The sequence below is a fragment of the Agromyces intestinalis genome, assembly GCF_008365295.1.
Classification (GTDB): Bacteria; Actinomycetota; Actinomycetes; order Actinomycetales; family Microbacteriaceae; genus Agromyces; species Agromyces intestinalis.
Genome location: NZ_CP043505.1, coordinates 3,037,439 through 3,061,744 on the forward strand (window position 1 = coordinate 3,037,439; position 24,306 = coordinate 3,061,744).

24 protein-coding genes, 1 tRNA gene and 1 riboswitch are annotated in these 24,306 nt (G+C 71.7%); of the genes, 18 read left to right on the forward strand and 7 right to left on the reverse strand.

What is annotated here, in order from left to right; translation table 11 throughout:
- Positions 1 to 34: 34 nt before the first annotated feature.
- A complete protein-coding gene (locus FLP10_RS13805) occupies positions 35 to 1,174 on the reverse strand; it encodes a DUF4232 domain-containing protein (protein WP_149161395.1) in 1,140 nt (379 codons plus the stop codon).
- Between the two features lie 87 nt (positions 1,175 to 1,261).
- Here FLP10_RS13805 and FLP10_RS13810 point away from each other — a divergent pair, with 87 nt between their 5' ends.
- Positions 1,262 to 2,644, forward strand: a complete 1,383-nt coding sequence (locus FLP10_RS13810) for an MFS transporter (RefSeq protein WP_246150029.1) — start codon at positions 1,262 to 1,264, stop codon at positions 2,642 to 2,644.
- Between the two features lie 13 nt (positions 2,645 to 2,657).
- Here FLP10_RS13810 and FLP10_RS13815 read toward each other — a convergent pair whose 3' ends face one another.
- Entirely contained in the window at positions 2,658 to 3,215 is a 558-nt protein-coding gene (locus FLP10_RS13815) for a cysteine hydrolase family protein (RefSeq protein ID WP_149161396.1), read from the reverse strand.
- Positions 3,216 to 3,391: 176 nt separating this feature from the next.
- A riboswitch (guanidine-III (ykkC-III) riboswitch) is annotated at positions 3,392 to 3,458 on the forward strand.
- Positions 3,459 to 3,471: 13 nt separating this feature from the next.
- Between FLP10_RS13815 and FLP10_RS13820 the strand changes: the two genes are divergently transcribed.
- The 5 genes from FLP10_RS13820 to FLP10_RS13840 all read left to right on the forward strand — a co-directional run bounded on the left by FLP10_RS13820 (position 3,472) and on the right by FLP10_RS13840 (position 6,645).
- On the forward strand, positions 3,472 to 3,795 hold the full coding sequence (locus FLP10_RS13820) for a DMT family transporter (protein ID WP_149161397.1): 324 nt from the start codon (positions 3,472 to 3,474) through the stop codon (positions 3,793 to 3,795).
- A gap of 183 nt (positions 3,796 to 3,978) precedes the next feature.
- The gene (locus FLP10_RS13825) at positions 3,979 to 4,410 is read left to right on the forward strand and encodes a hypothetical protein (RefSeq protein ID WP_149161398.1); all 432 of its coding nucleotides are present in this window, start codon (positions 3,979 to 3,981) and stop codon (positions 4,408 to 4,410) included.
- Positions 4,404 to 4,658, forward strand: a complete 255-nt coding sequence (locus FLP10_RS13830) for a helix-turn-helix transcriptional regulator (protein ID WP_149161399.1) — start codon at positions 4,404 to 4,406, stop codon at positions 4,656 to 4,658. The genes FLP10_RS13825 and FLP10_RS13830 overlap by 7 nt, the downstream gene beginning before the upstream one ends.
- Before the next feature lie 2 nt (positions 4,659 to 4,660).
- Positions 4,661 to 5,644 (forward strand): NAD(P)-dependent alcohol dehydrogenase, encoded by a 984-nt coding sequence (locus FLP10_RS13835; RefSeq protein WP_149161400.1) that lies wholly within the window; start codon positions 4,661 to 4,663, stop codon positions 5,642 to 5,644.
- Positions 5,641 to 6,645 (forward strand): quinone oxidoreductase family protein, encoded by a 1,005-nt coding sequence (locus FLP10_RS13840; RefSeq protein WP_149161401.1) that lies wholly within the window; start codon positions 5,641 to 5,643, stop codon positions 6,643 to 6,645. Before FLP10_RS13835 ends, FLP10_RS13840 begins: the two co-directional genes overlap by 4 nt.
- Positions 6,646 to 6,665: 20 nt before the next feature.
- Here the strand turns inward: FLP10_RS13840 and FLP10_RS13845 are convergent, their stop codons facing one another.
- Positions 6,666 to 8,303, reverse strand: a complete 1,638-nt coding sequence (locus tag FLP10_RS13845) for a dolichyl-phosphate-mannose--protein mannosyltransferase (protein ID WP_149161402.1) — start codon at positions 8,301 to 8,303, stop codon at positions 6,666 to 6,668.
- A gap of 45 nt (positions 8,304 to 8,348) precedes the next feature.
- Here FLP10_RS13845 and rsmI point away from each other — a divergent pair, with 45 nt between their 5' ends.
- From rsmI to FLP10_RS13875, 6 genes are all read left to right on the forward strand, one after another.
- Positions 8,349 to 9,179: a 16S rRNA (cytidine(1402)-2'-O)-methyltransferase gene (gene rsmI / locus FLP10_RS13850; RefSeq protein WP_149161403.1), complete on the forward strand. Its 831-nt coding sequence runs from the start codon at positions 8,349 to 8,351 to the stop codon at positions 9,177 to 9,179.
- 97 nt (positions 9,180 to 9,276) lie between these two features.
- On the forward strand, positions 9,277 to 10,362 hold the full coding sequence (locus tag FLP10_RS13855) for an NADP-dependent oxidoreductase (protein WP_149161404.1): 1,086 nt from the start codon (positions 9,277 to 9,279) through the stop codon (positions 10,360 to 10,362).
- Positions 10,363 to 10,392: 30 nt separating this feature from the next.
- On the forward strand, positions 10,393 to 11,952 hold the full coding sequence (metG, locus tag FLP10_RS13860; protein ID WP_149161405.1) for a methionine--tRNA ligase: 1,560 nt from the start codon (positions 10,393 to 10,395) through the stop codon (positions 11,950 to 11,952).
- Positions 11,949 to 12,833, forward strand: a complete 885-nt coding sequence (locus tag FLP10_RS13865; RefSeq protein ID WP_149161406.1) for a TatD family hydrolase — start codon at positions 11,949 to 11,951, stop codon at positions 12,831 to 12,833. Before metG ends, FLP10_RS13865 begins: the two co-directional genes overlap by 4 nt.
- A 2-nt stretch (positions 12,834 to 12,835) precedes the next feature.
- Positions 12,836 to 13,756 (forward strand): 16S rRNA (adenine(1518)-N(6)/adenine(1519)-N(6))-dimethyltransferase RsmA, encoded by a 921-nt coding sequence (gene rsmA / locus FLP10_RS13870; RefSeq protein ID WP_168209202.1) that lies wholly within the window; start codon positions 12,836 to 12,838, stop codon positions 13,754 to 13,756.
- 9 nt (positions 13,757 to 13,765) lie between these two features.
- Entirely contained in the window at positions 13,766 to 14,716 is a 951-nt protein-coding gene (locus FLP10_RS13875; RefSeq protein WP_149161407.1) for a 4-(cytidine 5'-diphospho)-2-C-methyl-D-erythritol kinase, read from the forward strand.
- A gap of 29 nt (positions 14,717 to 14,745) precedes the next feature.
- Here the strand turns inward: FLP10_RS13875 and FLP10_RS13880 are convergent, their stop codons facing one another.
- Positions 14,746 to 16,335, reverse strand: a complete 1,590-nt coding sequence (locus FLP10_RS13880) for an SLC13 family permease (protein ID WP_149161408.1) — start codon at positions 16,333 to 16,335, stop codon at positions 14,746 to 14,748.
- 46 nt (positions 16,336 to 16,381) lie between these two features.
- Between FLP10_RS13880 and FLP10_RS13885 the strand changes: the two genes are divergently transcribed.
- The 5 genes from FLP10_RS13885 (at position 16,382) to FLP10_RS13905 (ending at position 21,749) form a co-directional block, all read left to right on the forward strand.
- Positions 16,382 to 18,223, forward strand: a complete 1,842-nt coding sequence (locus FLP10_RS13885; protein WP_149161409.1) for an ABC-F family ATP-binding cassette domain-containing protein — start codon at positions 16,382 to 16,384, stop codon at positions 18,221 to 18,223.
- A 201-nt stretch (positions 18,224 to 18,424) separates the two neighbouring features.
- On the forward strand, positions 18,425 to 19,333 hold the full coding sequence (locus FLP10_RS13890) for a MetQ/NlpA family ABC transporter substrate-binding protein (protein ID WP_149161410.1): 909 nt from the start codon (positions 18,425 to 18,427) through the stop codon (positions 19,331 to 19,333).
- A gap of 123 nt (positions 19,334 to 19,456) precedes the next feature.
- Entirely contained in the window at positions 19,457 to 20,485 is a 1,029-nt protein-coding gene (locus FLP10_RS13895) for a methionine ABC transporter ATP-binding protein (protein ID WP_149161411.1), read from the forward strand.
- Positions 20,486 to 20,543: 58 nt separating this feature from the next.
- Entirely contained in the window at positions 20,544 to 21,203 is a 660-nt protein-coding gene (locus FLP10_RS13900; protein WP_149161412.1) for a methionine ABC transporter permease, read from the forward strand.
- A 99-nt stretch (positions 21,204 to 21,302) separates the two neighbouring features.
- The gene (locus FLP10_RS13905) at positions 21,303 to 21,749 is read left to right on the forward strand and encodes a hypothetical protein (protein ID WP_149161413.1); all 447 of its coding nucleotides are present in this window, start codon (positions 21,303 to 21,305) and stop codon (positions 21,747 to 21,749) included.
- Positions 21,750 to 21,782: 33 nt separating this feature from the next.
- Here the strand turns inward: FLP10_RS13905 and FLP10_RS13910 are convergent, their stop codons facing one another.
- The 3 genes from FLP10_RS13910 to FLP10_RS13920 all read right to left on the reverse strand — a co-directional run bounded on the left by FLP10_RS13910 (position 21,783) and on the right by FLP10_RS13920 (position 24,114).
- On the reverse strand, positions 21,783 to 23,030 hold the full coding sequence (locus FLP10_RS13910) for an HNH endonuclease signature motif containing protein (protein WP_149161414.1): 1,248 nt from the start codon (positions 23,028 to 23,030) through the stop codon (positions 21,783 to 21,785).
- A gap of 62 nt (positions 23,031 to 23,092) precedes the next feature.
- Positions 23,093 to 23,593, reverse strand: a complete 501-nt coding sequence (locus FLP10_RS13915) for a hypothetical protein (RefSeq protein WP_149161415.1) — start codon at positions 23,591 to 23,593, stop codon at positions 23,093 to 23,095.
- Positions 23,594 to 23,622: 29 nt separating this feature from the next.
- On the reverse strand, positions 23,623 to 24,114 hold the full coding sequence (locus FLP10_RS13920) for a MarR family winged helix-turn-helix transcriptional regulator (RefSeq protein ID WP_149161416.1): 492 nt from the start codon (positions 24,112 to 24,114) through the stop codon (positions 23,623 to 23,625).
- 120 nt (positions 24,115 to 24,234) lie between these two features.
- Between FLP10_RS13920 and FLP10_RS13925 the strand changes: the two genes are divergently transcribed.
- Positions 24,235 to 24,306: transfer RNA gene (locus FLP10_RS13925), tRNA-Gln, on the forward strand.

A 24,306-nucleotide genomic window follows, 5' to 3' on the forward strand; every position in this document is an offset into this window, starting at 1 on the left:
CGCGACGACACGGATGCCTCGACGGCCGTCGGCCTCAGCCGGCGCCCTGGTCGGCTGCGGCCGGATCCCCCGCGGGCAGCCGCCAGGCGGTCACCTCGACCTCGCCGCCCGTGATGTCGGTGTCGATCGGCACGAGCTGCCGCACCGCGCCGGGGTAGGCGGCGATGTGCAGGAATCCGGCGGGGTCGCGGTCGCTGCGCGCCTGGGCGTCCCACGTGAGATCGACCTCGGCGGTGCCGCCCGGGGCGAGGTCGATCGCCACGGCGCCGGCATCGGGTTCGCCGAGCATGCCCGACCCGTGCAGCACCCGCACCTCGAAGCCGTTCGTGACGGGGTCGCTGAAGGCGAGGTCGGGGTAGCCGTCGATCGTGCACGGCGCGGTGGACACGTTGGTCGCCGTGACCCGCATGCCGCGGTGGCCGGTCGCCGCGTCGGGATGCGCCGCCGTGAACACGAGCTGGTTCTCGGTGCACCAGGTCGGGTCGATCCGCCAGTCACCGGGCGCGACCTCGGGGATCGCGATGCCCTCGACCGGCTGGGTCGCCTCGTCGACCGAGGCCGCCGCCGCTGCGGCCTCGGCGGAGATCCGCGCGTGCCACGCGGCATCCGCGACGGGTGAGACGACCGCGAGACCCACGAGGCCGATCGCGGAGGTGCCGGCCGCAACGGCGACGAGCACCGGATGGGGTCGAGGCGCGGGGGCGGCCGCGACCCGTGGCGAACACAGCGCCGCCGCGAGCGCCGGCATCCAGCCCCACAGCACGCCCCAGTACGCGCCGGTCGCGGCGAGGTCCATCGTGAGCAGGGGCGTCGCGGGGTCGCGGAAGACCGACTCGGCCAGCGCGAATGCGAGCGGCAGGCCGGCCACGACGGTGCCCGCCACGGCCGCGGCCGCCCACGCGGCTGCGAAGCCCGTCACCCCGCGCTGCACCCCGAACAGCGCGCACAGCAGCACGAACAGCCCGCCGATCGCGACCGCGGTCGCGAGGCCGACGACGGCGTTCCACGGCGTCGGCGCCGTGATGCCGACCGGCAGGGTGTCGGGTGCCAGCAGCCGTGCGAGCCGAGTGAACGTGCGCAACGTCGACGCCATGCCGAGGTCGGCCAGTGCTCCGCTCGCGAACCACCCGACGACGGCGATGAGAGCGGGGACGACGACTCGAACGGTTCGCATCGCGCCAGCCTAGGGGCGGCCGTCGCGGGGTCGCGTCCGTCTCGGGCATGACCGTCGGCGTCGAGGTCGAACCTACGATGGTTGCTCGTGAGCCCTGCCGAGACCGACGCCGAGACCGACCCTGCACCCGACTCGGCCGAACTGGCGCCCCCGCGTCGCCGGTTCGTCGACCTCTCGCCGTTGCGCATCTCGCCGGCGTTCGCCCGACTGTGGATCGGCACCTCGATCTCGGGGATCGGCGCGCACCTCACCGTGGTCGCTGTGGGCCTGCAGATCTACGCGATGACGTCGTCGACGTTCGCCGTCGCGCTCGTCGGCGGGCTCGCGCTCGTGCCGATGATCGTCGCGGGCGTGTGGGGCGGCATGCTCGCCGACGCCTTCGATCGCCGGCTCGTGCTCATCGTGTCGTCGCTGGTCGGCTGGGCCTCGACGATCGCGCTCGTCGTGCTCTCGGCGGTCGACGCGGCGCTCGCGGCCGATGGCGGACGCGGCGAGGTGTGGCCGTTCTACCTCGTCACGACGGTGAACTCGGTCGCCGCGACGATCAGCGGCGCCACCCGGTTCTCGGTGTACCCGCGCCTCTTGCCGGCGGCGTACGTGTCGCGCGCGAGCGCGCTCGGCGGCATCTCGGGCGGCATCCAGCTCACGGCCGGCCCCGCGCTCGCCGGCGTGCTCGTCGCCACGATCGGGTTGCCGCTCACGTTCGCGGTCGACGCGGTGCTGTTCACCGCCGGATTCCTCGGTATCCTCGGCCTGCCGAAGCTGCGGCCGCTCAGCCGCACGGCCCGGCCCGGATGGGAGTCGCTTCGCGACGGGGTGGCATTCCTGCGGCAGGCGCCGAACATCCGCGCGAGCTTCCTCGTCGACATCGTCGCGATGAGCTTCGGTCGGCCGTTCGTGCTGCTGCCCGCGGTCGGCGCGACCGTCATCGGCGGCGGGCCCGTCACGGTGGGCGTACTGACCGCCGCGGCGGCCGTCGGCACCTTCCTCACCGGCGTGTTCTCGGGCCCGGTCGCGCGGGTGCACCGCTTCGGCATCGCGATCGGTCGCGCGATCATCGTCTACGGCGCGTTCGTCGCCGCCTTCGGCGCGGTGCTCGCCGCCATGCAGACCGGATGGTTCGGGCCGGTCGGCCCCGAGTGGGGGCAGGCGAACGTCGTGGCGCTCGTGCTCGCCGCGATCGCGCTCGCCGGCACCGGGGCCTCCGACGAGGTGAGCGCGATCTTCCGTTCCACGATGCTGCTCACCGCGGCGCCCGACGAGATGCGCGGCCGGTTGCAGGGGGTCTTCACCGTCGTCGTCACGGGCGGCCCGCGCATCGGCGACCTCTACGCGGGCGTGCTCGCTTCGCTCGTCGCGCTCTGGTTCCCGCCGGTGCTCGGCGGGCTGGCGATCATGGCGATCCTCGCGGTGCTGCTGCGCGTGCTGCCGAGCTTCCGCGCGTACGACGCGCGCGACCCGAAACCGTAGCAGGAGCCCGCTGCTACCCGACGAGCGCGTCGGTCGTCACGACCTCGGCGAACCCGCCGCCCTGCAGATTCACCGCGGTCGCGCGCGCGAGCTCGGCGGCGGCCAGGCGCACGCCGCCGGGCCCCTCGAGGTCGAACGTGTGCGTCGCGTCGAGCGGCAGCGCCACCTCGTAGCCGAGGTTGCCGGCCATGCGGGCGGTGGTCTCGACGCACATGTTCGTCTGGATGCCGCAGATCACGAGCGAGCGGATGCCCCGAGCCGAGAGCCAGCCGTGCAGATCGGGCTGTCCGTAGAAGGCGGAGTTCACGTGCTTCGTCACGAAGAGGTCGTGCGGGGCATCCGCCACCACATCCTTCAGGGCGTTGCCGGGCGTGCCCGCCGTCAGCGGCGAGCCCGCCTCGATCGAGTCGTGCCGCACGAGCACGATCGGCCGCCCGGCGGCCGCCCAGGCGTCGACGAGGCGGCCGATGTTCGCCTCGGCATCGGGGTTGTCCCGCGCGCCCCAGACCGGGTCGTCGAAGCCCTGCTGCACGTCGATCACGATGAGGGCGGTGTCGATGGGGAGGTCCATGCCTCCATCATGCGCCGCGACGCGCGGCGACCGGATGCCACGACTGCCGTTCCGCGTCGGGATCCTGCCGACCCGCTGCGCGGCATCCGCTGCGCTCGCGATCAGCGCGGAATCGACGAAGCCCGGCACAGCGCCCGACTGCACAGCGCCTGATCAGACCCGCTTGGTAGCGTGAGGGCACGTCGCGACCGTGCGACGCCGGACGAGGGCACCCAGTACCCGGAGCGCGACAAGACTGGCGATCGGAGTGGTCGTCATGTCGTGGGTCGTGCTCATCCTGTCGGGCGTACTCGAGGCGGTCTGGGCGACCGCGCTCGGTAAATCGGAGGGCTTCACGAAGCTCTGGCCGTCGGTGGTGTTCTTCGGCGCGCTGGCCCTGTCGATGGGCGGTCTGGCGTGGGCGATGCGCGACATCCCGACCGGCACCGCGTACGCGGTCTGGGTCGGCATCGGCGCGGCGCTCACGGTGGTGTGGGCGATGATCGCGGGCGAGACGGATGTCTCGTGGCTGAAGCTCGCCCTCATCGCCGGCCTCATCGGCTGCGTCGTCGGCCTGAAGTTCGTCGACGGCGCGCACTAGCTGCCTTGGCGAGCAAGGTCGATCTGCGCGACTGCACCGCTGTTGCGGGGGCCTTGCTCGCGTGAATCGTCCTTGGAGCTGAGGTCCATCACTCGTGTCAAGAATGCTTGACATGTTGTCGGGTTTGGTTTACGTTCAGCGTGTCAAAGATTCTTGACTTCGTCGATGCCGAGGGGGCCGCGCATGTCGTACGAGGAGAAGGGCGTGTGGTCGTTCCTGGCCATCGCGATCATCGGGTATGGGGTGTACCTCGGGCTGCTGCTGCCGCGTCTCGTGGTCGCGCCGATCGGCGACGTCGACTACGTCTGGCCGATGGTGTGGACGATCGGCGGCGCGATCGTCGCCGGCATCGTCGCGCGCATCCTGGTCGAGATCGTGGCGCCGAGCGAACGGATGGGCGCGGACGCGCGCGATCGAGAGATCGAGCGCACCGGCGATCGCGTCGGCAACTCCTTCATCGTGATCGGCGCGATCGCGGCGCTCGTCCTCTGCTGGTTCAGCGTCGACTGGTTCTGGATCGCGAACGCCATCTACCTCTGCTTCGTGCTCTCGGCGATCCTCTCGTCGGTGACCAAGCTCGTCGCCTACCGTCGGGGCGGGTTCCAGGAATGGTGAAGCCGACCCACGTCGTGAACTCGATCCGCGCCCTGCGGTTCGCTGCCGACGAGATGACCCAGGCCGAACTCGCCCGCCGCATCGGCGTCACCCGCCAGACCGTCATCGCCATCGAGCAGGGGCGGTACTCGCCGTCGCTCGAGCTCGCGTTCCAGATCGCCCGCGTCTTCGGGGTCGGCGTCGACGATGTGTTCCAGTACCCCGAGCCGCACGAACCGCGCGAATCCCACGAAACCCAGGAGGACTGACCGTGCTCGCCGCCGTCTTCGAACGCTACGGGCCGCCCGAGGTCGTGCACCTCGCCGAGCGGCCGCTCCCCGAACCCGGACCCGGTGAGGTGCGGGTTCGGGTGCACACCTCCGTCGTCGGATCAGCCGACGCCGCCGGGCGCTCGGGCTCACCCTGGTTCGCGCGGCTCTTCTTCGGGCTCCGCCGGCCCCGGCGCGAGGTGCTCGGCACCGACTTCGCCGGAGCGGTCGACGCGGTCGGGCCGGGTGCATCCCTCGTCATCGGCGACCGCGTGTTCGGGTTCACCGGGCCGAACGGCGGTGGGAACGCCGAGTTCGCGATCGTGTCCGCCGGTGGCGTGGTGCTGCCGACGCCGTCGTCGCTGGACGACGTCGAGGCCGTCGCCGCGATCGAGGGCTTCCTCACGGCGCTGCCGTTCCTGCGCGACACGTGCGGAGTCCGGCCTGGCGACGAGGTGCTCGTCAACGGGGCATCCGGTGCGGTGGGTTCGACGGCGGTTCAGCTCGCACGCTGGATGGGCGCGCGCGTCACCGCCGTGACGAGCACGCCCAACGTCGATCGAGTCCGCGCGCTCGGCGCCGACCGAGTGATCGACTACACGGCCGAGCGCTTCATCGACGCCCGCGACGCGTACGACGCCGTCTTCGACGCAGTCGGCGCCTCGAGCTTCGGTCGCTGCCGCCGGTCGCTCACGCGCCGTGGGGTGTACGCGACGACGGTGCCCTCGTTCGGCGTGCTCGCGCTCATGCCGCTTTCTCGGCTGTTCGGTCGACGTCGTGCGGCGATCTCCTTCACCGGCCTGCTGCCGGTGGCGCGGAAGCGCGACGACCTTCGGCTGCTCTGCGAGCTCGTCGAGCAGGGCGCATTCGTGCCGGTGATCGATCGCGTCGTGCCGTTCGAGCGGATCGCCGAGGCGCACGCGCGGGTGGACACGCACCGCAAGGTCGGCGCCGTCGTGGTGGCGATGGCAGGAGCCGCGCGATGAGGGCCGTCGTTCGCCGCCGGTACGGCGGACCCGAGCGACTCGAGGTCGCCGACGTGCACGAGCCCGTTCCCGGTGCCGGGGAGGTGGTCGTGCGCGTCGCGACGAGCGCGGTCAACGCGGCCGACGCATTCATGCTGCGCGGCGAACCGCGCATCGCACGGGCGGCGTTCGGCATCGGGCGGCCGTCGCAGCCGGTGCTCGGGCGCGACATCGCCGGAACCGTCACCGCGGTCGGCGAGGGCGTCACCGATCTCGCGCTCGGCGATCGGATCCACGGCGAGTCGGATGCCGCGTGGGCCGAGTTCGCCGTGCTGCCGGCGCAGGCCGCGGCGCGCATTCCGCGTGGGATCGACCTCGTGCAGGCGGCGGCGCTGCCGCTGCCCGGGGTGACCGCGATGCAGGCACTGCGGATGGGGTTGGCGGGAGCCGCGGCATCCGACCGGGATCTCACCCCCCTCGACGGCAGGAAGGTGCTGGTCACCGGGGCTTCGGGCAACGTCGGCCTGCTCGCGGTCGCGATCGCGGCCGCGCACGGCGCGCGGGTCACCGGCACGGCGTCCACCGCGCGGCTCGGGCTGGTGCAGCAGGCCGGCGCCGAGCACGTCGCCGACCGGCTGCACCCCGGCGTCGACTACGGCGTGGGCTTCGACCTCATCGTCGACCTGACCGGGCATCGCACGCTCGCCGACCTCATGACCCGGCTCGCGCCGCGGGGCACGCTCGTGTCATCGACCGGTGCCGGCGGGCGCACGCTCGGCCCGCTGCCGAGAATCGCGGCCGTCGGCGCACGTGACCTCGCCACCCGCCGGCACCTGCGGGTGCTGGCGGCCAGGCGCGACGGCGCCGACCTCGCGGCGCTCGGCCGACTGGTGCGCGACGGCCGGGTCACGCCGATCATCGACGGCGTGATGCCGATGTCGGCCGCCGCCGACGCGGTGCGGCGTTTCGAGGCGGGGCAGGCGCACGGCCGCATCATCCTCGACGCGACCCGCCTCGGCTGAACCGTCTGCCTCCTGCCGGTTCAGCCCCAGCTGGGCAGCCAGAAGTGCAGCTGGCGCAGAGTCGGGTCGATCGGGATGCCCGCCCACAGCGGGTAGAAGAACACCGACACCGCGAGCACCCAGAACAGGTAGATCCCGACCACCGCGATTCCGCGTGTGCGTCGCCAGGTCGGGTCATCGCGCGAGCCGAGGACCAGCCCCAGCACGAACACGAGCGCCAGCGTCGTATAGGGCTGGAACGCGATCGTGTAGAACGTGAACACCGTGCGCTCGGGGTACATCAGCCACGGCAGGTACCCGGCCGCGAGCCCGAGCAGCACGGCGCCGACCTGCCATTCGCGATACCTGGCCAGCCGGTAGACGAGGTACAGCACGGCTGCCGCGGCCGCCCACCAGATGAGGGCGTTGCCGATGCCCATGATCGACTCGACGCAGGTTCCGCCGTCGCCGCAGTCGACCTCGCGGAAGTACATGTTGGTGGGCCGGCCCATGACGAGCCAGGTCAGCGGGTTCGCCTGCCACGGGTGCGGACTGTGCACCCCGAGATGGAACGAGTACGCGGCCTCGTGGTAGTGCCAGAGGCTCTGCAGGGCGAGCGGCACCCACGCGAATCCGCCGGTCGCGGTGTTGCCGAGCTGGGTCGCCCAGTCGCGGTAGTAGCCGCCGTCGGTGACGAGCCAGCCCGTCCACGACGCGAGGTACACGACGACCGCGATCGGCACGAACAGCACGAACGTCACCGGACCCTGCTTGAGCAGCGCCCCGCTCAGCCACAGCGGCAGCCCCTCGCGTCGGCGGGCGACCGCGTCGACGGCGACGAGGTAGATGCCGAACGCGGCGACGAACCAGATGCCCGACCACTTGACCGCACACGCGGCGCCGAACGCGGCGCCGGCCGCCACGACCCACGGTCGGGCCCACAGCGCCGGACCGTAGTGCGGGTCGACGCCGTCGAGCCTGCGATTCGCGACCCGCCTGGCCAGCAGCCCTGCGCTGCGGTCGCGGTCGAGCAGCACGAACCAGAACCCGACGAGCAGCAGCAGCATCAGCCAGGTGTCGAGCAGAGCGACCCGGCTCATCACGATGGCGTTGCCGTCGACCGCGAACAGGAGGCCTGCGATCACGGCCAGCAGTGTCGAGGCGAACAGCCGTCGCGCCACGAGCGTGAGCACGAGCACCGCCAGCGTGCCGGCGAGCGCGGTCGCGGCCCGCCACCAGAACGCGTCGCCGGCGCCGAACAGCGCCATGCCGAGGCCGAGCAGCCACTTGCCGAGCGGAGGGTGCACGACGTAGGCGGGGCTCGTGTAGAACGCCATGGTGTCGCCGTCGGCGAACCGTTCGTCGAAGTCCGACGGCCAGGCCGCCTCGTAGCCGCGATGCCAGAGCGACCATGCGTCCTTCACGTAGTACGTCTCGTCGAAGACCAGCGTCTGCGGGTGGCCGAGGTTCCAGAACCGCAGCACGGCGGCCAGCAGTGCGACGGCGATCGGCCCGCCCCACATCCACAGCGCGCGCCGGCGCGGCGTCGAGAGCATGCGCGCCCACCAACGGTCGAGGCGGGTGCCGCGGGGCTCGGGTTCGGCTTCGACTTCGGCTTCGACGACCGGTTCGGATGCCTCGGGCGGCGCCGCGCTCGGGGCGGCGTCGGACGCAGTCATGCGCCTTACCCTAAGCCAGATCACCGGGTGGACCAGACTGGGAGCATGATCATCCTCGGAGCGACCCCGATCGGCAACCTCGGCGATGCGTCGGTGCGGCTTCGGCAGGCCCTCGAGGACGCCGGCACCGTGGCATCCGAGGACACCCGCGTGACGCAGCGTCTGCTGGCGGGGCTCGGCATCGCGAACCGGCCGCGCCTCATCGCGCTGCACGAGCACAACGAGCGGCAGCGGGCGGCCGAGCTGGTCGAGCTCGCGCGCGATGCCGACCTGCTCATGCTCACCGACGCGGGCATGCCGACGGTCTCGGATCCTGGCTTCCCGCTCGTGCAGGCGGCGGTCGCCGCGGGCGTCGAGGTGACCTGCATCCCCGGGCCGAGCGCGCCGGTGACCGCGCTCGCCCTGTCGGGGCTGCCCACCGACCGGTTCGCGTTCGAGGGGTTCCTGCCGCGCAAGGCGGGCGAGCGCACGCGCTGCCTCGCGGAGCTGGCGACCGACCGACGGACGCTCATCTTCTTCGAGGCGCCGAGCCGGCTCGCCGTGTCATTGGCCGCGCTCGCCGAGGCGTTCGGCGCCGACCGCCCCGCCGCGGTGTGCCGCGAGCTGACGAAGCTGCATGAAGAGGTGCGCCGCGGGCCGCTCGGCGAACTCGCCGGGTGGGCCGAGGGCGGGGTGCGCGGCGAGATCTGCATCGTCGTGGGCGGGGCGCCCGAGCCCGTCTCCGATCCGGCGTCGGCGCTCGCGCGCGTGCTCGAGCTCGAGGCATCCGGGGTGCGGCTGAAGGATGCCGCGGCCGACGTCGCGGCGGCCACCGGCGTCAGCCGCCGCGAACTGTACGAGGCTGCGCTCGCCGCTCGGAAGCCGCACGCGCACTGACCCCGTGCCGTGTCCACCCCCTGCCGCATCGGTCACGGAGGAGGACAATGGAGGTGCGCGTCGAAGCGCCGGCTTCGCCGCGTGCCGGAGGTGCGAGATGAGCCACGCAGTGCGCTATTCGAGCTTCGGGGCACCCGAGGTGCTCGAGGTCGTCGAGGTGGACACGCCCGAACCGGGTGCCGGTGAGGTCGTCGTCGAGGTGTTCGCGTCGGGCATCAACCCGGCCGAGAGCGTCGCGCGCCGCGGCGAGGCGCCCGAGGGGCGGCTGCCCGACCTGCCGGCGCGATCGGGTCGCGAGTTCGCCGGCGTGGTCGTCGCGGTCGGCGACGGGGTCGACCGGGTCGCGCGCGGCGACGAGGTGATCGGCATCGTCGACGCGGGCGCGCACGCCACCCACGTCGTCGCCCCGGCCGAGGTGCTCGTGCACCGGCCGGTCGAGGTTCCGTGGGAGGTCGCCGCGGCGTTGCCGGTCGCGGGCACCACGGCCTGGCAGGCGGTCGAGTCGCTCGGACTGGGCGACCGCGACACGGTCGTCGTGACCGCGGCGGCGGGCGGGGTCGGATGCCTCGCGGCGCAGTTCGCCCGACTGCACGGCGCGACCGTCGTGGGCGTCACGGCCGATTCGCGGTTCGACTTCCTGCGGCAGTTCGGGGTGATTCCGGTCGGCTACGGGCACGGCCTCGCCGAGCGGGTGCGGGCGGCGGCGGCCGGGCCGGTGACGGCGTTCCTCGACTTCCTGGGCGGCGAGGCCGACGCGGCCGCAGAGCTCGGGGTCGCCCCGTCACGGGTGCTGACGACCCTCGACCACGCCGCCGTCGAGGGCGGTCGTGCGTCGATCATCGAGCCCGGCGACCGGGTCGCGCTCGCGCGCGTGGCGCGGGCGATCGCCGACCACCGCGTGCGCCTGCCGATCGCCGACATCGTGCCGCTCGACCACGTCGCCGATGCCTACCGCACCCTCGACCGCCGCGACGCTCCGGGCAAGATCGTGCTCGGCATGCGGGTCGTCGATTACCCCGCGCAGCGCTCGCACGAACCCGATCTGAAGGAGCAGGATGTCACGCTGGGCGTGCCGACCCCGCACGAGCACATGGAGGTGACCGAGCAGGTGCCCGCCGCGATCGCCGATGGCAGCGTGCGTCGCCGGCACCGGGAGGAGCGCGCCTCCAACGACTCGGAGTAACAGGCATCCGCCCGCCTTTAGAATGTAGGGATGCCCGACGGCCGCTCGTTCTACATCACCACGCCCATCTTCTACGTCAACGACGTGCCCCACATCGGCCACGCGTACACCGAGGTGGCCGCCGACGTGCTCGCGCGCTGGCACCGCCAGGCCGGCGAGGACGCGTGGATGCTCACCGGCACCGACGAGCACGGGCAGAAGATCCTGCGCACGGCGACGGCCAACGACGTGACCCCGAAGCAGTGGGCCGACCAGCTCGTCGCCGACGCGTGGAAGCCGCTGCTCGAGACGATCGACATCGCCAACGACGACTTCATCCGCACCACCGACGAGCGTCACGAGCAGAACGTGCAGAAGTTCCTGCAGAAGCTCTACGACGACGGGCACATCTACACCGGCGAGTACGAGGGCTACTACTGCGTGGGCTGCGAGGAGTACAAGACCGAGGCGCAGCTCGAGCCCGGCACCGGTGAGTACGAGGGCCAGCCCGTGTGCACGATCCACTCGAAGCCCGTCGAGCTGCTGCACGAGAAGAACTACTTCTTCCGCATGTCGGCGTTCGCCGACCGGCTGCTCGCGCTCTACGATGAGCGGCCCGAATTCGTGCAGCCCGAGTCGGCGCGCAACGAGGTCGTCTCGTTCGTCAAGCAGGGCCTCGACGACCTGTCGATCTCGCGATCGACGTTCGACTGGGGCGTGAAGGTGCCGTGGGACGACTCGCACGTGGTCTACGTGTGGTTCGACGCGCTGCTCAACTACATCACCGCGGTCGGCTACGGCCAAGACGATGAGGAGTTCCGCCGCCGCTGGCCCGCCCAGCACCTGGTCGGCAAGGACATCCTGCGGTTCCACGCGGTGATCTGGCCGGCGATGCTCATGGCTGCGGGCCTCGAGGTGCCGCGCGGCGTGTTCGGCCACGGCTGGCTGCTGGTCGGCGGCGAGAAGATGTCGAAGTCGAAGCTCACCGGCATCGCGCCGTCGCAGATCACCGACACGTTCGGCTCCGACGCGTTCCGCTACTACTTCCTGCGGGCGATCTCGTTCGGCCAGGACGGCTCGTTCTCGTGGGAGGACATGGCCGCCCGCTACCAGGCCGAGCTCGCGAACGGGTTCGGCAACCTCGCGTCGCGCGTGATCGCGATGATCACCCGCTACTGTGACGGCGTCGTGCCGTCGGCGAGCGCGCCCGCGCCCGCCGACCACGAGATCGCGAGTATCGAACGACGGGTGACGGATGCCTCATGGCAGGCGATCGACCGCCTCGCCATCCACGAGGCGATCGCGGCCGTATGGGAGCTCGTCGACGCACTGAACGGGTACCTCACCGTGCAGGAGCCGTGGACGCTCGCGAAGGACCCGGCGAACCGCGAACGGCTCGAGAACGTGCTCGCAACGGCCTACCACGGGCTCGGTACGCTCGCCGTGCTGCTCTCGCCGGTGCTGCCGAAGGCGACCGCGAAGCTGTGGACCGCGCTCGGCGCGCCCGGCACGGTGCAGGGCCAGCGCATCGATCGCGCGTACGAGGCGACGCTCGGCGACCGGGTCGCGCCGCTCGAGGCGCTGTTCCCCCGCGTGGAGACCTCGGAGTGACCGACGGGAGCGGCTACCCGCCGGTACCGGAGCCGCCGCTGCCCGTACCGGTCTACGACAACCACACGCACCTCGAGTTCGACGACCGGCACGACGGGCGGGCGCTGCCGTTGAGCGTCGCCGAGCACCTCGATCGGGCCGAGCGGGCGGGTATCGCGGGCGTGGTGCAGGTCGGCACCGATGTCGCCACCAGCCGGTGGTCGGCCGAGGCGGCGGCCCGCGACATCCGGCTGCTCGCCGCGGTCGCGCTGCACCCGAACGAGGCGCCCGAGCTCGAGGCATCCGGCGATCTCGACGACGCGCTCGCCGCCATCGACGAACTGGCCGCCCGGCCGCGCGTGCGCGCGGTCGGCGAGACCGGCCTCGACTTCTACCGCACCGACGAGCAGGGCCGGCCCGCGCAGTTCCGCTCGTTCGAGGCGCACATCGACATCGCGAAGCGCCATGGTCTGGCGCTGCAGATCCACGACCGCGACGCGCACGACGACGTGGTCGCGACGCTCCGGCGGGTCGGCGCACCCGAGCGCACCGTGTTCCACTGCTTCTCGGGCGGCGACGAGCTGGCCCGTACCGCGGCCGACGCCGGCTGGTACTGCTCGTTCGCGGGCAACGTGACGTTCAAGAACGCCGACAACCTGCGCGAGGCGCTGCGGGTGCTGCCGCGCGAGCTGATCGTGGTCGAGACGGATGCCCCGTACCTGACGCCGGTGCCCCTTCGCGGGCGCCCCAACGCTCCGTACCTGGTGCCGCACACGGTGCGGTTCATGGCCGAACTGCTCGGCACCGACCTCGCCGAACTGTGCGCGCAGCTCGCGTCGAACACGGTGCGGGCGTACGGCTCATGGCAGGATGAGCCCGTGACCACTGGGGGCGGGAGCTGATCGTGCATCGGCACGAGGGCGACGGGGCGCCGGCCAGACCCCGGCTGCTGGGGCCGGCCGAGATCCGCGATCTCGCCCAGATCCTCGGCGTGACGCCGACGAAGAAGCTCGGCCAGAACTTCGTGCACGACGCCAACACGGTGCGGCGCATCGTGCAGACCGCGGGCGTCGAGGCCGGCGAGACCGTGCTGGAGATCGGCCCGGGGCTCGGGTCGTTGACGCTCGGCCTGCTCGAGACGGGCGCGTCGGTGGTCGCCGTCGAGATCGACGGGCGGCTCGCCGAGCAGCTGCCGCACACCGCGACCCTCATGCAGCCCGGCGCGGCCCTCACCGTCGTGCACGACGACGCGCTTCGGGTCACCGAGCTGCCGGGCGAGCCGCCCGTCAGGCTCGTCGCCAACCTGCCGTACAACGTGTCGGTGCCCGTGCTGCTGCACCTGCTCGAGCATGTGCCGTCGATCGAGTCGGGCATCGTCATGGTGCAGGCCGAAGTCGGGCACCGTCTCGCGGCGGGTCCGGGTTCGAAGGTCTACGGGGCGCCGAGCGTCAAGGCCGCGTGGTACGGCGACTGGCGCATCGCGGGCCAGGTCTCGCGGCTCGTCTTCTGGCCGGTGCCGAACGTCGACTCAGTGCTCGTCGGATTCTCGCGCCGCGGAGCGCCCGGCGATCCGCCCGGAACCGAGGCCGAGCGGCGGGCGACCTTCGAGATCGTCGATGCGGCGTTCCAGCAGCGACGCAAGATGCTGCGCCAGGCCCTCTCGGGCGTGCTCGGCGGATCGGCCGCCGAGGCGTCCGCGGTGCTCGAGCGAGCCGGTGTCGACCCGCAGGCCCGCGGCGAGCAGCTCGGCGTCGACGACTTCCTCCGCATCGCGCGCGCCCTGCACACCCGGCTCGATCGTCTCGGACCGCGACCGGTCGGTTAGCGTGGACGCATGACGATCGCGGCGACCGACGAGGCGGTGCACGTCCGGGCGCCCGGCAAGATCAACCTCTTCATGCGCGTCGGCGAGCTGGACGCCGACGGCTACCATGACGTGGCCACCGCGTACCAGGCGGTCTCGCTCTACGAGGATCTGCGGGCGTGGCCGTCCGACGAATTCACCGTCGCGTTCACCGGCTCGGTCGACACCACGGGTCTGCCCGCCGACCGCACGAACCTCGCGATCCGCGCGGCGCGGCTGCTCGCGCGCACGGCCGGCGTGCCGGGCGGGGTGCACCTCGAGATCGACAAGCACGTCCCGATCGCGGGCGGCATGGGCGGGGGCTCGGCGGATGCCGCGGCCGCCCTCGTGGCGTGCGACGCCCTGTGGGGCACGGCGCTCTCGAAGGACGACCTGCACGCGATGGCGGCCGAGCTCGGCGCCGACGTGCCGTTCGCCCTCACCGGCGGCACCGCGATCGGCACGGGCCGCGGCGATCGGCTGAGCCCTGCGCTGGCGACCGGATCGTTCCACTGGGTACTGGTGGTCGCCGACCACGGCCTGTCGACGCCCGCCGTGTACGCCGAGCTCGATCGCATCCGCGAGGAGCAGCTCGGCACCGGTCGACGCGGACCGGCCGCGGCTCCGGCCGGCTCGCCGGTCGTCGACCCCGAGGTGCTGCACGCACTGCGCGCCGGCGACCCCGAGCTGCTCGCGCGTGCGGTGCGCAACGACCTGCAGCATGCCGCGCTGCGGCTGGCGCCCGACCTGGCCGAGCTCCTCGACCTCGGCGTCTCGCTCGGAGCGCTGAGCGGCCTCGTGTCGGGGTCGGGCCCCACCGTGGCGTTCCTCACCGAGAGCGCCGAGTCGGCCATCGAGCTGCAGGTCGCGCTGTCGGCCGCGCGGCGCACCGCGCTGCACGTGCACGGCCCGGTCGGCGGCACCCGCATCGTGCACGGCTGAGGCGTGCGCTCAGCACGGCCAGATCCAGCTCAGAACGGCCAGATCAACGGCACGACCAGCACCGCGAACGCGATGAACACGATCGCGAGCGGCAGGCCGAGCCGCCAGTAGTCACCGAACCGATAGCCGCCCGGCTGCATCACCATGAGGTTCACGGGCGTGGCGATCGGGGTGAGGAAGGCGGCCGCGCCGGCGACAGTGAGCGCCATCATGAACGGCTGCACGCTCACGTCGAGCATCGCCGAGACCGAGACGGCGATCGGGGCGACGACGAGCACGGTCGCGACGTTCGAGATGAACTGTCCGAGGGCGACGGTCACGACGCACAGCACGAGCAGGACGAGGTGCGGGGATGCCCCGCCGGTCATGGCGACCGCGAGGTCGGCGAACCACTCCGCCGCACCGGTCGACACGATCGCCGTCGACAGCGGGATCATGCCGGCGATCAGCACGACCGTGGTCCACGAGATCGATCGGTACACCTGGGGAACGCTGAGCACGCCAGTGAGCACGAGCGCGCCCGCCGCGGCGAGCCCGGCGACGGCCGGCGGCACGAGCCCGGTCGCCAGCAGCACGACCATGGCCGCGAGGATGATCACCGAACGCCACGCGCCGCGGCTGAACGGCACCCCGCGCTGCAGCGTGCCCGGCGCGCTCACCGCGATCACCTCGGGCGACTGCACGTAGCGCTCGAGTGCGGGCCACGGCCCCTGCACGAGCACGGCGTCACCCGCGCGCAGCGTGAGGTAACCCGCGGGGTCGGCCTGGGTGGCATTCGGGCCGCCGTCGTCGCCACGGCGAACGGCGAGGATGAGCAGGTCCTCGCGGAGTGTGCGCATGCCCGCGCAGACGCGACGGCCGATGAGCGGCGAGCGCGGGGCGATGAGCACCTCGGTGACGCCCTCATCGGCCGTGAAGAGCGACGTGGTGTCGAGCGACACCGCGTACTCGTCGCGGAATGTGCGAGCCGCCTCCTCGGTGTCGCGCGAGCCCTCGACGGTCGCGGGCCGGCGCTCGGGCAGCAGTCGGCCCCCGGCGAGCGCCACGATCGCGGTCGTGCACAGCACGATCGGCACGCCGATGAGCGCGAACTCGAAGAACCCGAACGCCCGGCCGCCGGCCGCGACCGCGGTGTCGGACACGAGGGGGTTCACGGGCGTGCCGGCGAGCGTCAACAGCGACCCGGCGCTCGCCGCGAACGCCACCGGGATGAGCAGCCGCGACGGCACGATCTTCGCGCGCGCCGCGACCACGACGACGACGGGCAGGAGCGCCGCGACGGCCCCGTTGATGCTGATGAACGCGGCGAGCACGGCGACGATGAGCGCGATGACCGCGGTGAGCCGCCCGCGGCGCACGCCGGCGCGGCCGATCACCTGGCGGCCGACCCACGCGGTCACGCCGGTCGCGTCGAGCGCCTCGCTCACCACGAAGAGCGAGGCGATGAACAGCACGGTCGGGTCGCCGAAGCCTGCGAGCGCCTCGGGCAGCGTGAGCACGCCGGTCGCCCAGAGCGCGATCGCCACGCCGATCGCGACGATGCCGATGGGCACGCGCCCCGAGACGAAGGCGACGATCGCGATGGCCAGGATCGCGAGGGTCGCGATGGCGGGATCCATTCCCCAACTCTAGGGGCGGCATCGGCGCGGCTAGGCTCGACAGGACATGGCACACCTCCTCGGCGCCGAGCGCCTGCACCTCGAATTCCCCACCCGCATCGTCTTCGACGAGGTGACCGTCGGGCTCGCCGACGGCGACCGGGTCGGCATCGTGGGGCGCAACGGCGACGGCAAGTCGACGCTGCTGAAGCTGCTCGCCGGCCGCCTCGAACCGGATTCGGGGCGGGTCACGCAGCGGCGTGGCATCCGTATCGGCATGCTCGACCAGGCCGACACCGTGGATCCCGACCTGACCGTCGCCCAGGCCGTGGTCGGCGGCATCGACGAGCACGTGTGGGCCGGCGACGCGAAGGTGCGCGACGTGATCGCGGGCCTGCTCGGCGACGTGCCGTGGCAGGGGCGCGTCGGCGACCTCTCGGGCGGCCAGCGCCGTCGGGTCGGGCTCGCCGCGCTGCTCGTGGGGGAGTGGGACGTGGTGTTCCTCGACGAGCCCACGAACCACCTCGACGTCGAGGGCATTGCGTGGCTCGCCGGGCATGTGAAGCAGCGCTGGGCGAGCGGACAGGGTGCGCTCGTCGTCGTCACGCACGATCGGTGGTTCCTCGACGAGGTGTGCACCGTGACGTGGGAGGTGCACGACGGCGTCGTCGAGCCGTTCGAGGGCGGGTACGCCGCGTACATCCTGCAGCGCGTCGAGCGCGACCGGATGGCGGCGGCCACCGAGGCCCGCCGGCAGAACCTGATGCGCAAGGAGCTCGCGTGGCTTCGCCGTGGCGCGCCGGCGCGCACGTCGAAGCCGAAGTTCCGCATCGATGCGGCGAACCAGCTCATCGAGGACGTGCCGCCGCCGCGAAACCGGGTCGAACTCGATCGGCTCGCCGTCGCACGCCTCGGCAAGGACGTCGTCGACCTGCTCGACGCGGGCGTGGAGTACCCCGCGCCCGGCGGCGGCACCCGCACCGTGCTGCGCGACGTCGAGTGGCGCATCGCGCCCGGTGAGCGCACCGGGATCCTCGGCGTCAACGGCGCCGGCAAGTCGACGCTGCTGGGCCTCGTCACCGGTGCGGTCGCCCCGACGAGCGGTCGGGTGAAGCGCGGCAAGACCGTGCGCATCGCGACCCTCAGCCAGGAGCTCGACGAACTCGCCCGCTACGCCGACCACCGGGTGAGCGCGGTCGTCGCCGAACAGCGCTCGAGCTACACCATCGGCGCGGGCTCGAAGGCGGTCGAGCTCACCCCCGGGCAGCTGCTGGAGCGCCTCGGCTTCTCGAGCCGCCAGCTCGCGACGCCCGTGCGCGACCTATCCGGAGGCCAGAAGCGGCGCCTGCAGCTGCTGCTCATCCTGCTGCAGGAGCCGAATGTGCTCATCCTCGACGAGCCGACCAACGACCTCGACACCGACATGCTCGCCGCCATCGAGGATCTGCTCGACTCGTGGCCCGGCACCCTCCTCGTCGTCTCGCACGACCGGTACCTCGTCGAGCGCGTCACCGACCAGCAGTACGCGATCCTCGACGGGCACCTGCGGCATCTGCCCGGCGGCGTCGAGGAGTACCTGCGGCTGCGAGCCGGGCAGGTCCAGGCCGGTACGGATGCCTCGCCGGCACGTGCGACCGCTCCGATCCCTCCGGCCCATTCGGCCCCTCCGGCCGGTTCGGCCTTGGAGGGCGCGGCTCGCCGCGCCGCCGAGAAGGAGCTCTCGTCGATCGACCGCCGGCTCGAGAAGCTGCAGGCGCAGATCGCCGAGCACCATGAGAAGCTCGCCCGCCACGACCAATCCGACTACGTGGGCCTCGGCGTGCTCGGCGACGAACTCGGTGACCTCGAAGCATCCGTCGCCGATCTCGAGACCCGCTGGCTCGAGCTGTCGGAGCAGCTGGAAAGCTGACGCCTGCTCAGTCTTCTTCGTCGAGGATTCTGCGTCATACGGTGACATGTTGGCCGAGCCGTCGCAGATCCTGCACCTAGTCTTGATCCCGAGCTCGTGCCACGGCGGCACCGATCCGCGCCCGACCAGGCGCTCGTGATCGGTGCCGTTTCCCGTTCACCGCCACCAGCGCCCGGCCGAGCCCGACCAGAAAGGGATCCAATGTCACAGCGCACCATCCGTCGCGGCGTCGTCGCCGCGCTCGCCGCACTTCCGATCGCCGCGCTCCTGGCCGGCTGCGCCACCTCCGCGGGCTCCGAGGCCGACGGCGGCTCGAGCGATGAACCCATCACCATCGGTGTCGTCGGTGCGAGCGACCCCTACTGGGCCACCTACGCCGAGGCCGCGGCCGACGCCGGCATCCCGGTCGAGATCGTCGACTTCGCCGAGTACACGCAGCCCAACCCGGCGCTCACCGAGGGCGAGATCGACCTCAACCAGTTCCAGCACATCGTGTACCTCGCCACCTACAACGAAGCGGCCGGCGAAGACCTGCAGCCGATCGGCTCGACCGCCATCTACCCGCTCGGGCTCTACTCGACCAAGTACGACTCGGTCGACGACATCCCCGACGGCGAGACCGTCGCGATCCCGAACGACGAGTCGAACCAGGCCCGCGGCCTGCTCGTGCTGCAGTCGGCCGGTCTCGTGTCGCTCAAGGGCGGCGGCAGCATCTTCTCGACCGTCGACGACATCGACGAGGCGAAGTCGCGCGTCAAGGTGACCACCCTCGAGGCGACGCTCACCCCGACCTCGCTGCCCGACGTGGCCGCCGCGATCATCAACAACGACTTCATCGCCGACGCGGGCCTCGAAGCCTCCGACGCGATCGCGCAGGACGACCCGAGCGACCCGAACGCGCTGCCGTACGTGAACATCTTCGCGGCCCGCGCCGACGACGTCGACAACCCGACCTACCAGAAGCTCGTCGAGATCTACCAGGACACCCAGGCCGTCCAGGACGGCGTGCTCGAGAACTCGGGCGGCACCGCGGTGCTGCTGAAGACCCCGGTCGACGACCTGGTCGCCTCGCTCAAGAAGGTGCAGGCCGACATCGCGGCCAAGGGCTGAGGCTCGGGTTCAGTACGCTTCGCCTCAGATCCCGTCGGATGACCCGGTGCGAACCTCGCCCGGGTCATCCGGCGTGACATCCGATTCCCTCCCCGCGCAGCTCGCGCAGAAACCACGCACCGCATGGCACTCGTCGAACTCCGGGACGTCGTGAAGACGTACCCGCCCACCACGCGCGACGGCGACCCCGTCGTCGCCGTCGACCACGTCGACCTCGACATCCACGAGGGCGACGTGTTCGGCGTCATCGGCTACTCGGGCGCCGGCAAGTCGACGCTCGTGCGGCTCGTCAACGCGCTCGAACCGGCGACCTCGGGTCGCATCTCGATCGCCGGAACCGACCTCACCGCGCTGCCCGAACGCGACCTGCGTCGTGAGCGGCTCGGCATCGGAATGATCTTCCAGCAGTTCAACCTCTTCTCGTCACGCACCGTCGCGGGCAACATCGCGTACCCGCTGCATGTGGCGGGCCGGCCGCGCGCCGAGATTCGTGCGCGGGTCGACGAGCTGCTCGGGTTCGTCGGCCTCGGCGACAAGGCGAAGCAGTACCCCGAGCAGCTCTCTGGCGGGCAGAAGCAGCGCGTCGGCATCGCACGGGCGCTCGCGACCGCGCCCCGGCTGCTGCTGGCCGACGAGGCGACGAGCGCGCTCGACCCCGAGACCACGCACGAGGTGCTCGACCTGCTGCGCACCGTGAACCGCGACCTCGGCATCACGATGGTCGTGATCACCCACGAGATGGATGTCATCCAGAACCTCGCGACCAAGGTCGCCGTGATGGAGCAGGGTCGCGTGATCGAGCAGGGCGAGGTGTTCGAGGTGTTCTCGCGGCCCGAGCACCCCGCGTCGCGTCGGTTCGTGTCGACCGTCATCAAGGGCGTGCCGTCGCCCGACGAGCTCGCCGGTCTGCGCGCGCGGCATCGCGGGCGGATCGTGACGGTGTCATTCCACGACGGCGGTGCCGCGCAGGCCGAGGTCTTCGTCGAACTCGCCCGCGCCGGCATCGCCTTCGAACTCGTCTACGGCGGCGTCAACGACATCCAGGGTCGCGCGTTCGGTCACCTGACACTCTCGCTCGAGGCATCCGACCGGGTGATCGACGAGACCCTCGCCCGCCTGCGCGATCGCGTCGAGATCGTGGAGGCCGCCTGATGGACGTGCGTATGCCCGTGAACGATCTGCGCTCGCAGGACGCTGTGGAGGCCGCCTGATGGACGTGCTCATCCCCCTGCTGCCCAAGCTCTTCGAGGCGACCCTCGAGACGCTGAACATCGTCGTCTGGTCGATGCTGTTCGGTGGGCTCGGCGGCCTCGTCATCGGCCTGGGGCTCTACTCGACGCGGGCCGGCAACCTGTTCGCGAACCGGTTCGTGTTCGGGGTGCTGAACGTGGTCGTCAACATCTTCCGGCCGATCCCGTTCATCATCTTCCTCGCCGCGGCTCAGCCGCTCGCGCGACTCGTGGTCGGCAAGGGCATCGGCGACCCCGCGTTCATCTTCATGGTGTCGCTCGCGGCGATGTTCGGCATCAGCCGGATCGTCGAGCAGAACCTGCTCACGGTGTCGCCGGGCGTGATCGAGGCGGCGAAAGCGGCCGGCGCGGGGCCGTGGCGCATCACGTTCACGATCGTGATCCCCGAGGCGCTCGGGCCGCTGATCCTGGGCTACACGTTCGTGTTCGTCGCGATCGTCGACATGTCGGCTCTCGCGGGGCTCATCGGCGGTGGTGGGCTCGGGACGTTCGCGATCCAGTACGGCTTCCGGCAGTTCGAGCCGGTGGTCACCTGGGCGGCGCTGATCCTCGTGATCCTGCTCGTGCAAGCGGTGCAGTTCCTCGGCAATCGCCTGGCGCGGGTGGTGCTGCGGCGCTGAGGCCGGTCCACTCCTCCCCAGGAGGGGAGGAAGTGCCGGATGTCACACCTCACGCGTTCCGGCGGAATCTGCGCGCCGACTCGCGCGAGCATCGTCGGCATGACGATTCCCGCTGACGAAGCCGCCCTCATTCCGCTCACCGACGACGACGCACTGCAGCGCCGGGTCGCCGACCTGTTGCAGTCCGCGTTCCGGCGCCAGTGGTGGACCCTCTACCTCGATGCCGACGGCCGTCAACTGCCGGTCATCATGCCGATGGCGGGGTATCCGCACGACCCGACCGAACCCGTCAGCGACGAGGGCGGGTTCTCGGGCACCGCGGCCCAGTTGCTCGCCGACCGTCTCGCCATGATGGTCGAGGAGCTCGGGGCTGCGAGCGTCGTGTTCGTCTGGGAGCGTCCCGGCTCCGCCGTGTCGACCCCGGCCGATCGTGCCTGGGCGCGCGAGCTCGCCGACGCGTGCCGCGCCGAAGAGGTGCCCGTGCGAGCGCAGTTCATCGCGCACTCGCGAGGCATCCGCTGGTTCGCGCCCGACGACTACGCGTGAGGTCGGCTGGATGACGCGGAGGGGCGAGAGCGCTCAGAACGGCGGTTCGGGCGGATACCCGAGCGCGGCCGTCGGCGCTGCATCGCCCGGCGACGCCGCTCGAGGTGCGGCGCCTACCGGATTCGGATCTCGATCGATGCCGTCGGAGCCTGCGTCGGGGAACCGCGTGACCGTCGTCGCACCTCGCGCCAGGGCTCGCATCGCCGTGGCCGGCTTCGTGACGTAGGTGCGCCCGGTGAGCGACCGCCACTCGAGGACGCCGTCGGAACGGTGACGCACCGACCAGGCCGACTCGTGCTTCAGATGGTGGTGCCCGGGGCAGAGGTGCGCGAGATTGTCGAACGCCGTACGGCCGCCGTCGGCGAAATCGTCGGTGTGGTCGAGGTCGCAGCGGGCCGCCCGGCGATTGCAGCCCGGGAACCGACAGGTCTCATCGCGCACCCGCAGCCATCTGCTGAGGTCGGCTGGCGGGCGGTAGACCGTGCGGTCGAGGTCGAGGACGACCCCATCGACGGGATGGGTGAGCAGCCGGGTGAACGACGGCGCCTGTGCCGCGAGCCGACGTGCGACCTCGGGTGCGATGGGGCCGTACCCGTCGAGCTCGCCGGGGGCATCCTCGACACCGAGCAGCGTGAGCACGGGCACTGTGACATGCACCGTCGGCCGCGCTGTGGCGGCCGCGACATGGAACGCCTCGCCGACCGGCGGCACCGCCGAGCGAAGCAGGTCGCGCGCGACGTCGGCGCGGATCTGCGCGGGCGTGCGCGGGTCGTCGGCGTCAGCCGCGTCGGCGGCGACCCGCTCGACGCGGTCGCAGATGAGCATCGCGTCGGAAGCATCGAGATGCAGATGCAGATGCAGCCAGGCCATGCCGTCGGCGGCGTAGTCGATCTCCCCGGCGCCCAGAGCTGCGAAGGTCGCGGGTAGCTGCGCGCACAGCGACCACGCCTCGTCGATGAGGCGCAGCATGGTGCGCTCGGCGATGCGCAGAGCGGTTGCGAGTTCGCTCGTCACCGCCCGCCGCGCCATCTCGTGGCGCCGCTCGACGGACAACGCGGGGGATCTGAACGCGTCGGCATGGTGCAGCGCGTACTCGACGGCCGCGTGGATGATGCCCACCTGCACCGACTTCTGCATCGCCTCGATGCGCCGGGCCTGCGCGGCGGCATCGACGAGGGCGCCGAGCCTGTCTTGCGCGATCACGTACGGAGACCGCGCATCGAACGCGGCGACCGCCGGAGACCCGGCGGCGGCCGGAGCAGCTGCGGTGTCGATGAGCATGCGGTCAGCCTACAGAGATGCGAACGTATGTTCGAGAGTTCTCCACCGTTCACCCGGCCCGTTCACCCGGCCCGACTGCATTCGCTCGTGGACCTCATCTCGATGCGCGCCTGCTCGTCTCCGCCCCGGGCGGTGAGCTCGATCACGATCAGGTCGCGACCGACGATGCGGATGTCGAGGTTCTCACGCGACTCGAGCGCGGTGACCCGCACCACCCAGCCGTCGGCTTCGGAGAACGCCTCCGAAAGGCCGGCCGACCAGCCCACCCGATCGAACGCGGGGTCGATCCCGACGACCCGCCGCACGTCGGCCTGGTCGCCGCGCCCGTCGAGCGGGCAGGCGGCACGGGTGATCTCCTCGGAGCGGTCGAGCACGATGGCCGCCGGAAGCGTGCCCTCGATCCGATCGAGATGCGCGGTGACCTTCGCGGTCGCAGCCTCGACGGTCGGCGGCTGCGGGTTCGGAACGAGCAGCGTCGCGACCCACGCGCCGATCGCGAGAAGGCCGACCGCGACGGCCAGCACGATCGTCGCCGTTGGCTTCGGTCGGGCTCGCGAGGGCATCAGCGATCGGCCGGGATGCTGCGGCGTCATCAATCGAACCCGAGACTCAGCTTGCGCAGCAGCGACGCCAGCCGCCGCTGCTCGCCCGACGGCAGCCCGGCGAGCAGCTCGGCTTCGGCGTCGACGAGTCGGGTGATCGCGGCATCGACGCGGGTCAGTCCGGCCGCGCTCATCTCGACGAGGATGCCGCGCCCGTCGTGCGGATCGGTCTGCCGACTCACGAGCCCTCGGGACACGAGCCGGTCGATGCGGTTCGTCATCGTGCCGCTCGAGACCAGCGTCTGCTGCAGCAGCGCTTTCGGGCTGAGCCGGTAGGGCGCGCCGGCGCGGCGCAGCGCCGACAGCACATCGAACTCCCACGACTCCAGTCCCGACTGGGTGAACGCGTGCTTGCGCGCGCGGTCGAGGTGCTTCGAGAGGCGGTCGACGCGCGAGAACACCTGCAGCGGCGCGAAATCGAGGTCGCCGCGCTCGCGCTCCCAGTCGCCGACGATCCGGTCCACCTCGTCGCTGTCCGCCATGAGCACATTCTGGCAGGCGGGCTGGCAGGCAGGCAGCGAGGCAGCGGGAGAGACACCCGGATGCCTCGTGGCAGACTTGAGGGCGTGCCCGGCGGGTTCCGACCCGCGCCCGAGGCGCGATCCGCCATGGTGTAACGGCAGCACGACAGCCTTTGGAGCTGTGAGGACCAGGTTCGAATCCTGGTGGCGGAG

Bases quoted from the DNA above. Each gene is read 5' to 3' on its own strand.
- FLP10_RS13805 (WP_149161395.1), bottom strand. From the start codon at position 1,174: ATGCGAACCGTTCGAGTCGTCGTCCCCGCTCTCATCGCCGTCGTCGGG.
- FLP10_RS13815 (WP_149161396.1), bottom strand. From the start codon at position 3,215: ATGGACCTCCCCATCGACACCGCCCTCATCGTGATCGACGTGCAGCAG.
- FLP10_RS13820 (WP_149161397.1), top strand. From the start codon at position 3,472: ATGTCGTGGGTCGTGCTCATCCTGTCGGGCGTACTCGAGGCGGTCTGG.
- FLP10_RS13825 (WP_149161398.1), top strand. From the start codon at position 3,979: ATGTCGTACGAGGAGAAGGGCGTGTGGTCGTTCCTGGCCATCGCGATC.
- FLP10_RS13830 (WP_149161399.1), top strand. From the start codon at position 4,404: ATGGTGAAGCCGACCCACGTCGTGAACTCGATCCGCGCCCTGCGGTTC.
- FLP10_RS13840 (WP_149161401.1), top strand. From the start codon at position 5,641: ATGAGGGCCGTCGTTCGCCGCCGGTACGGCGGACCCGAGCGACTCGAG.
- FLP10_RS13845 (WP_149161402.1), bottom strand. From the start codon at position 8,303: ATGACTGCGTCCGACGCCGCCCCGAGCGCGGCGCCGCCCGAGGCATCC.
- rsmI (WP_149161403.1), top strand. From the start codon at position 8,349: ATGATCATCCTCGGAGCGACCCCGATCGGCAACCTCGGCGATGCGTCG.
- FLP10_RS13855 (WP_149161404.1), top strand. From the start codon at position 9,277: ATGAGCCACGCAGTGCGCTATTCGAGCTTCGGGGCACCCGAGGTGCTC.
- metG (WP_149161405.1), top strand. From the start codon at position 10,393: ATGCCCGACGGCCGCTCGTTCTACATCACCACGCCCATCTTCTACGTC.
- FLP10_RS13875 (WP_149161407.1), top strand. From the start codon at position 13,766: ATGACGATCGCGGCGACCGACGAGGCGGTGCACGTCCGGGCGCCCGGC.
- FLP10_RS13880 (WP_149161408.1), bottom strand. From the start codon at position 16,335: ATGGATCCCGCCATCGCGACCCTCGCGATCCTGGCCATCGCGATCGTC.
- FLP10_RS13885 (WP_149161409.1), top strand. From the start codon at position 16,382: ATGGCACACCTCCTCGGCGCCGAGCGCCTGCACCTCGAATTCCCCACC.
- FLP10_RS13890 (WP_149161410.1), top strand. From the start codon at position 18,425: ATGTCACAGCGCACCATCCGTCGCGGCGTCGTCGCCGCGCTCGCCGCA.
- FLP10_RS13895 (WP_149161411.1), top strand. From the start codon at position 19,457: ATGGCACTCGTCGAACTCCGGGACGTCGTGAAGACGTACCCGCCCACC.
- FLP10_RS13900 (WP_149161412.1), top strand. From the start codon at position 20,544: ATGGACGTGCTCATCCCCCTGCTGCCCAAGCTCTTCGAGGCGACCCTC.
- FLP10_RS13905 (WP_149161413.1), top strand. From the start codon at position 21,303: ATGACGATTCCCGCTGACGAAGCCGCCCTCATTCCGCTCACCGACGAC.
- FLP10_RS13910 (WP_149161414.1), bottom strand. From the start codon at position 23,030: ATGCTCATCGACACCGCAGCTGCTCCGGCCGCCGCCGGGTCTCCGGCG.
- FLP10_RS13915 (WP_149161415.1), bottom strand. From the start codon at position 23,593: ATGCCCTCGCGAGCCCGACCGAAGCCAACGGCGACGATCGTGCTGGCC.
- FLP10_RS13920 (WP_149161416.1), bottom strand. From the start codon at position 24,114: ATGGCGGACAGCGACGAGGTGGACCGGATCGTCGGCGACTGGGAGCGC.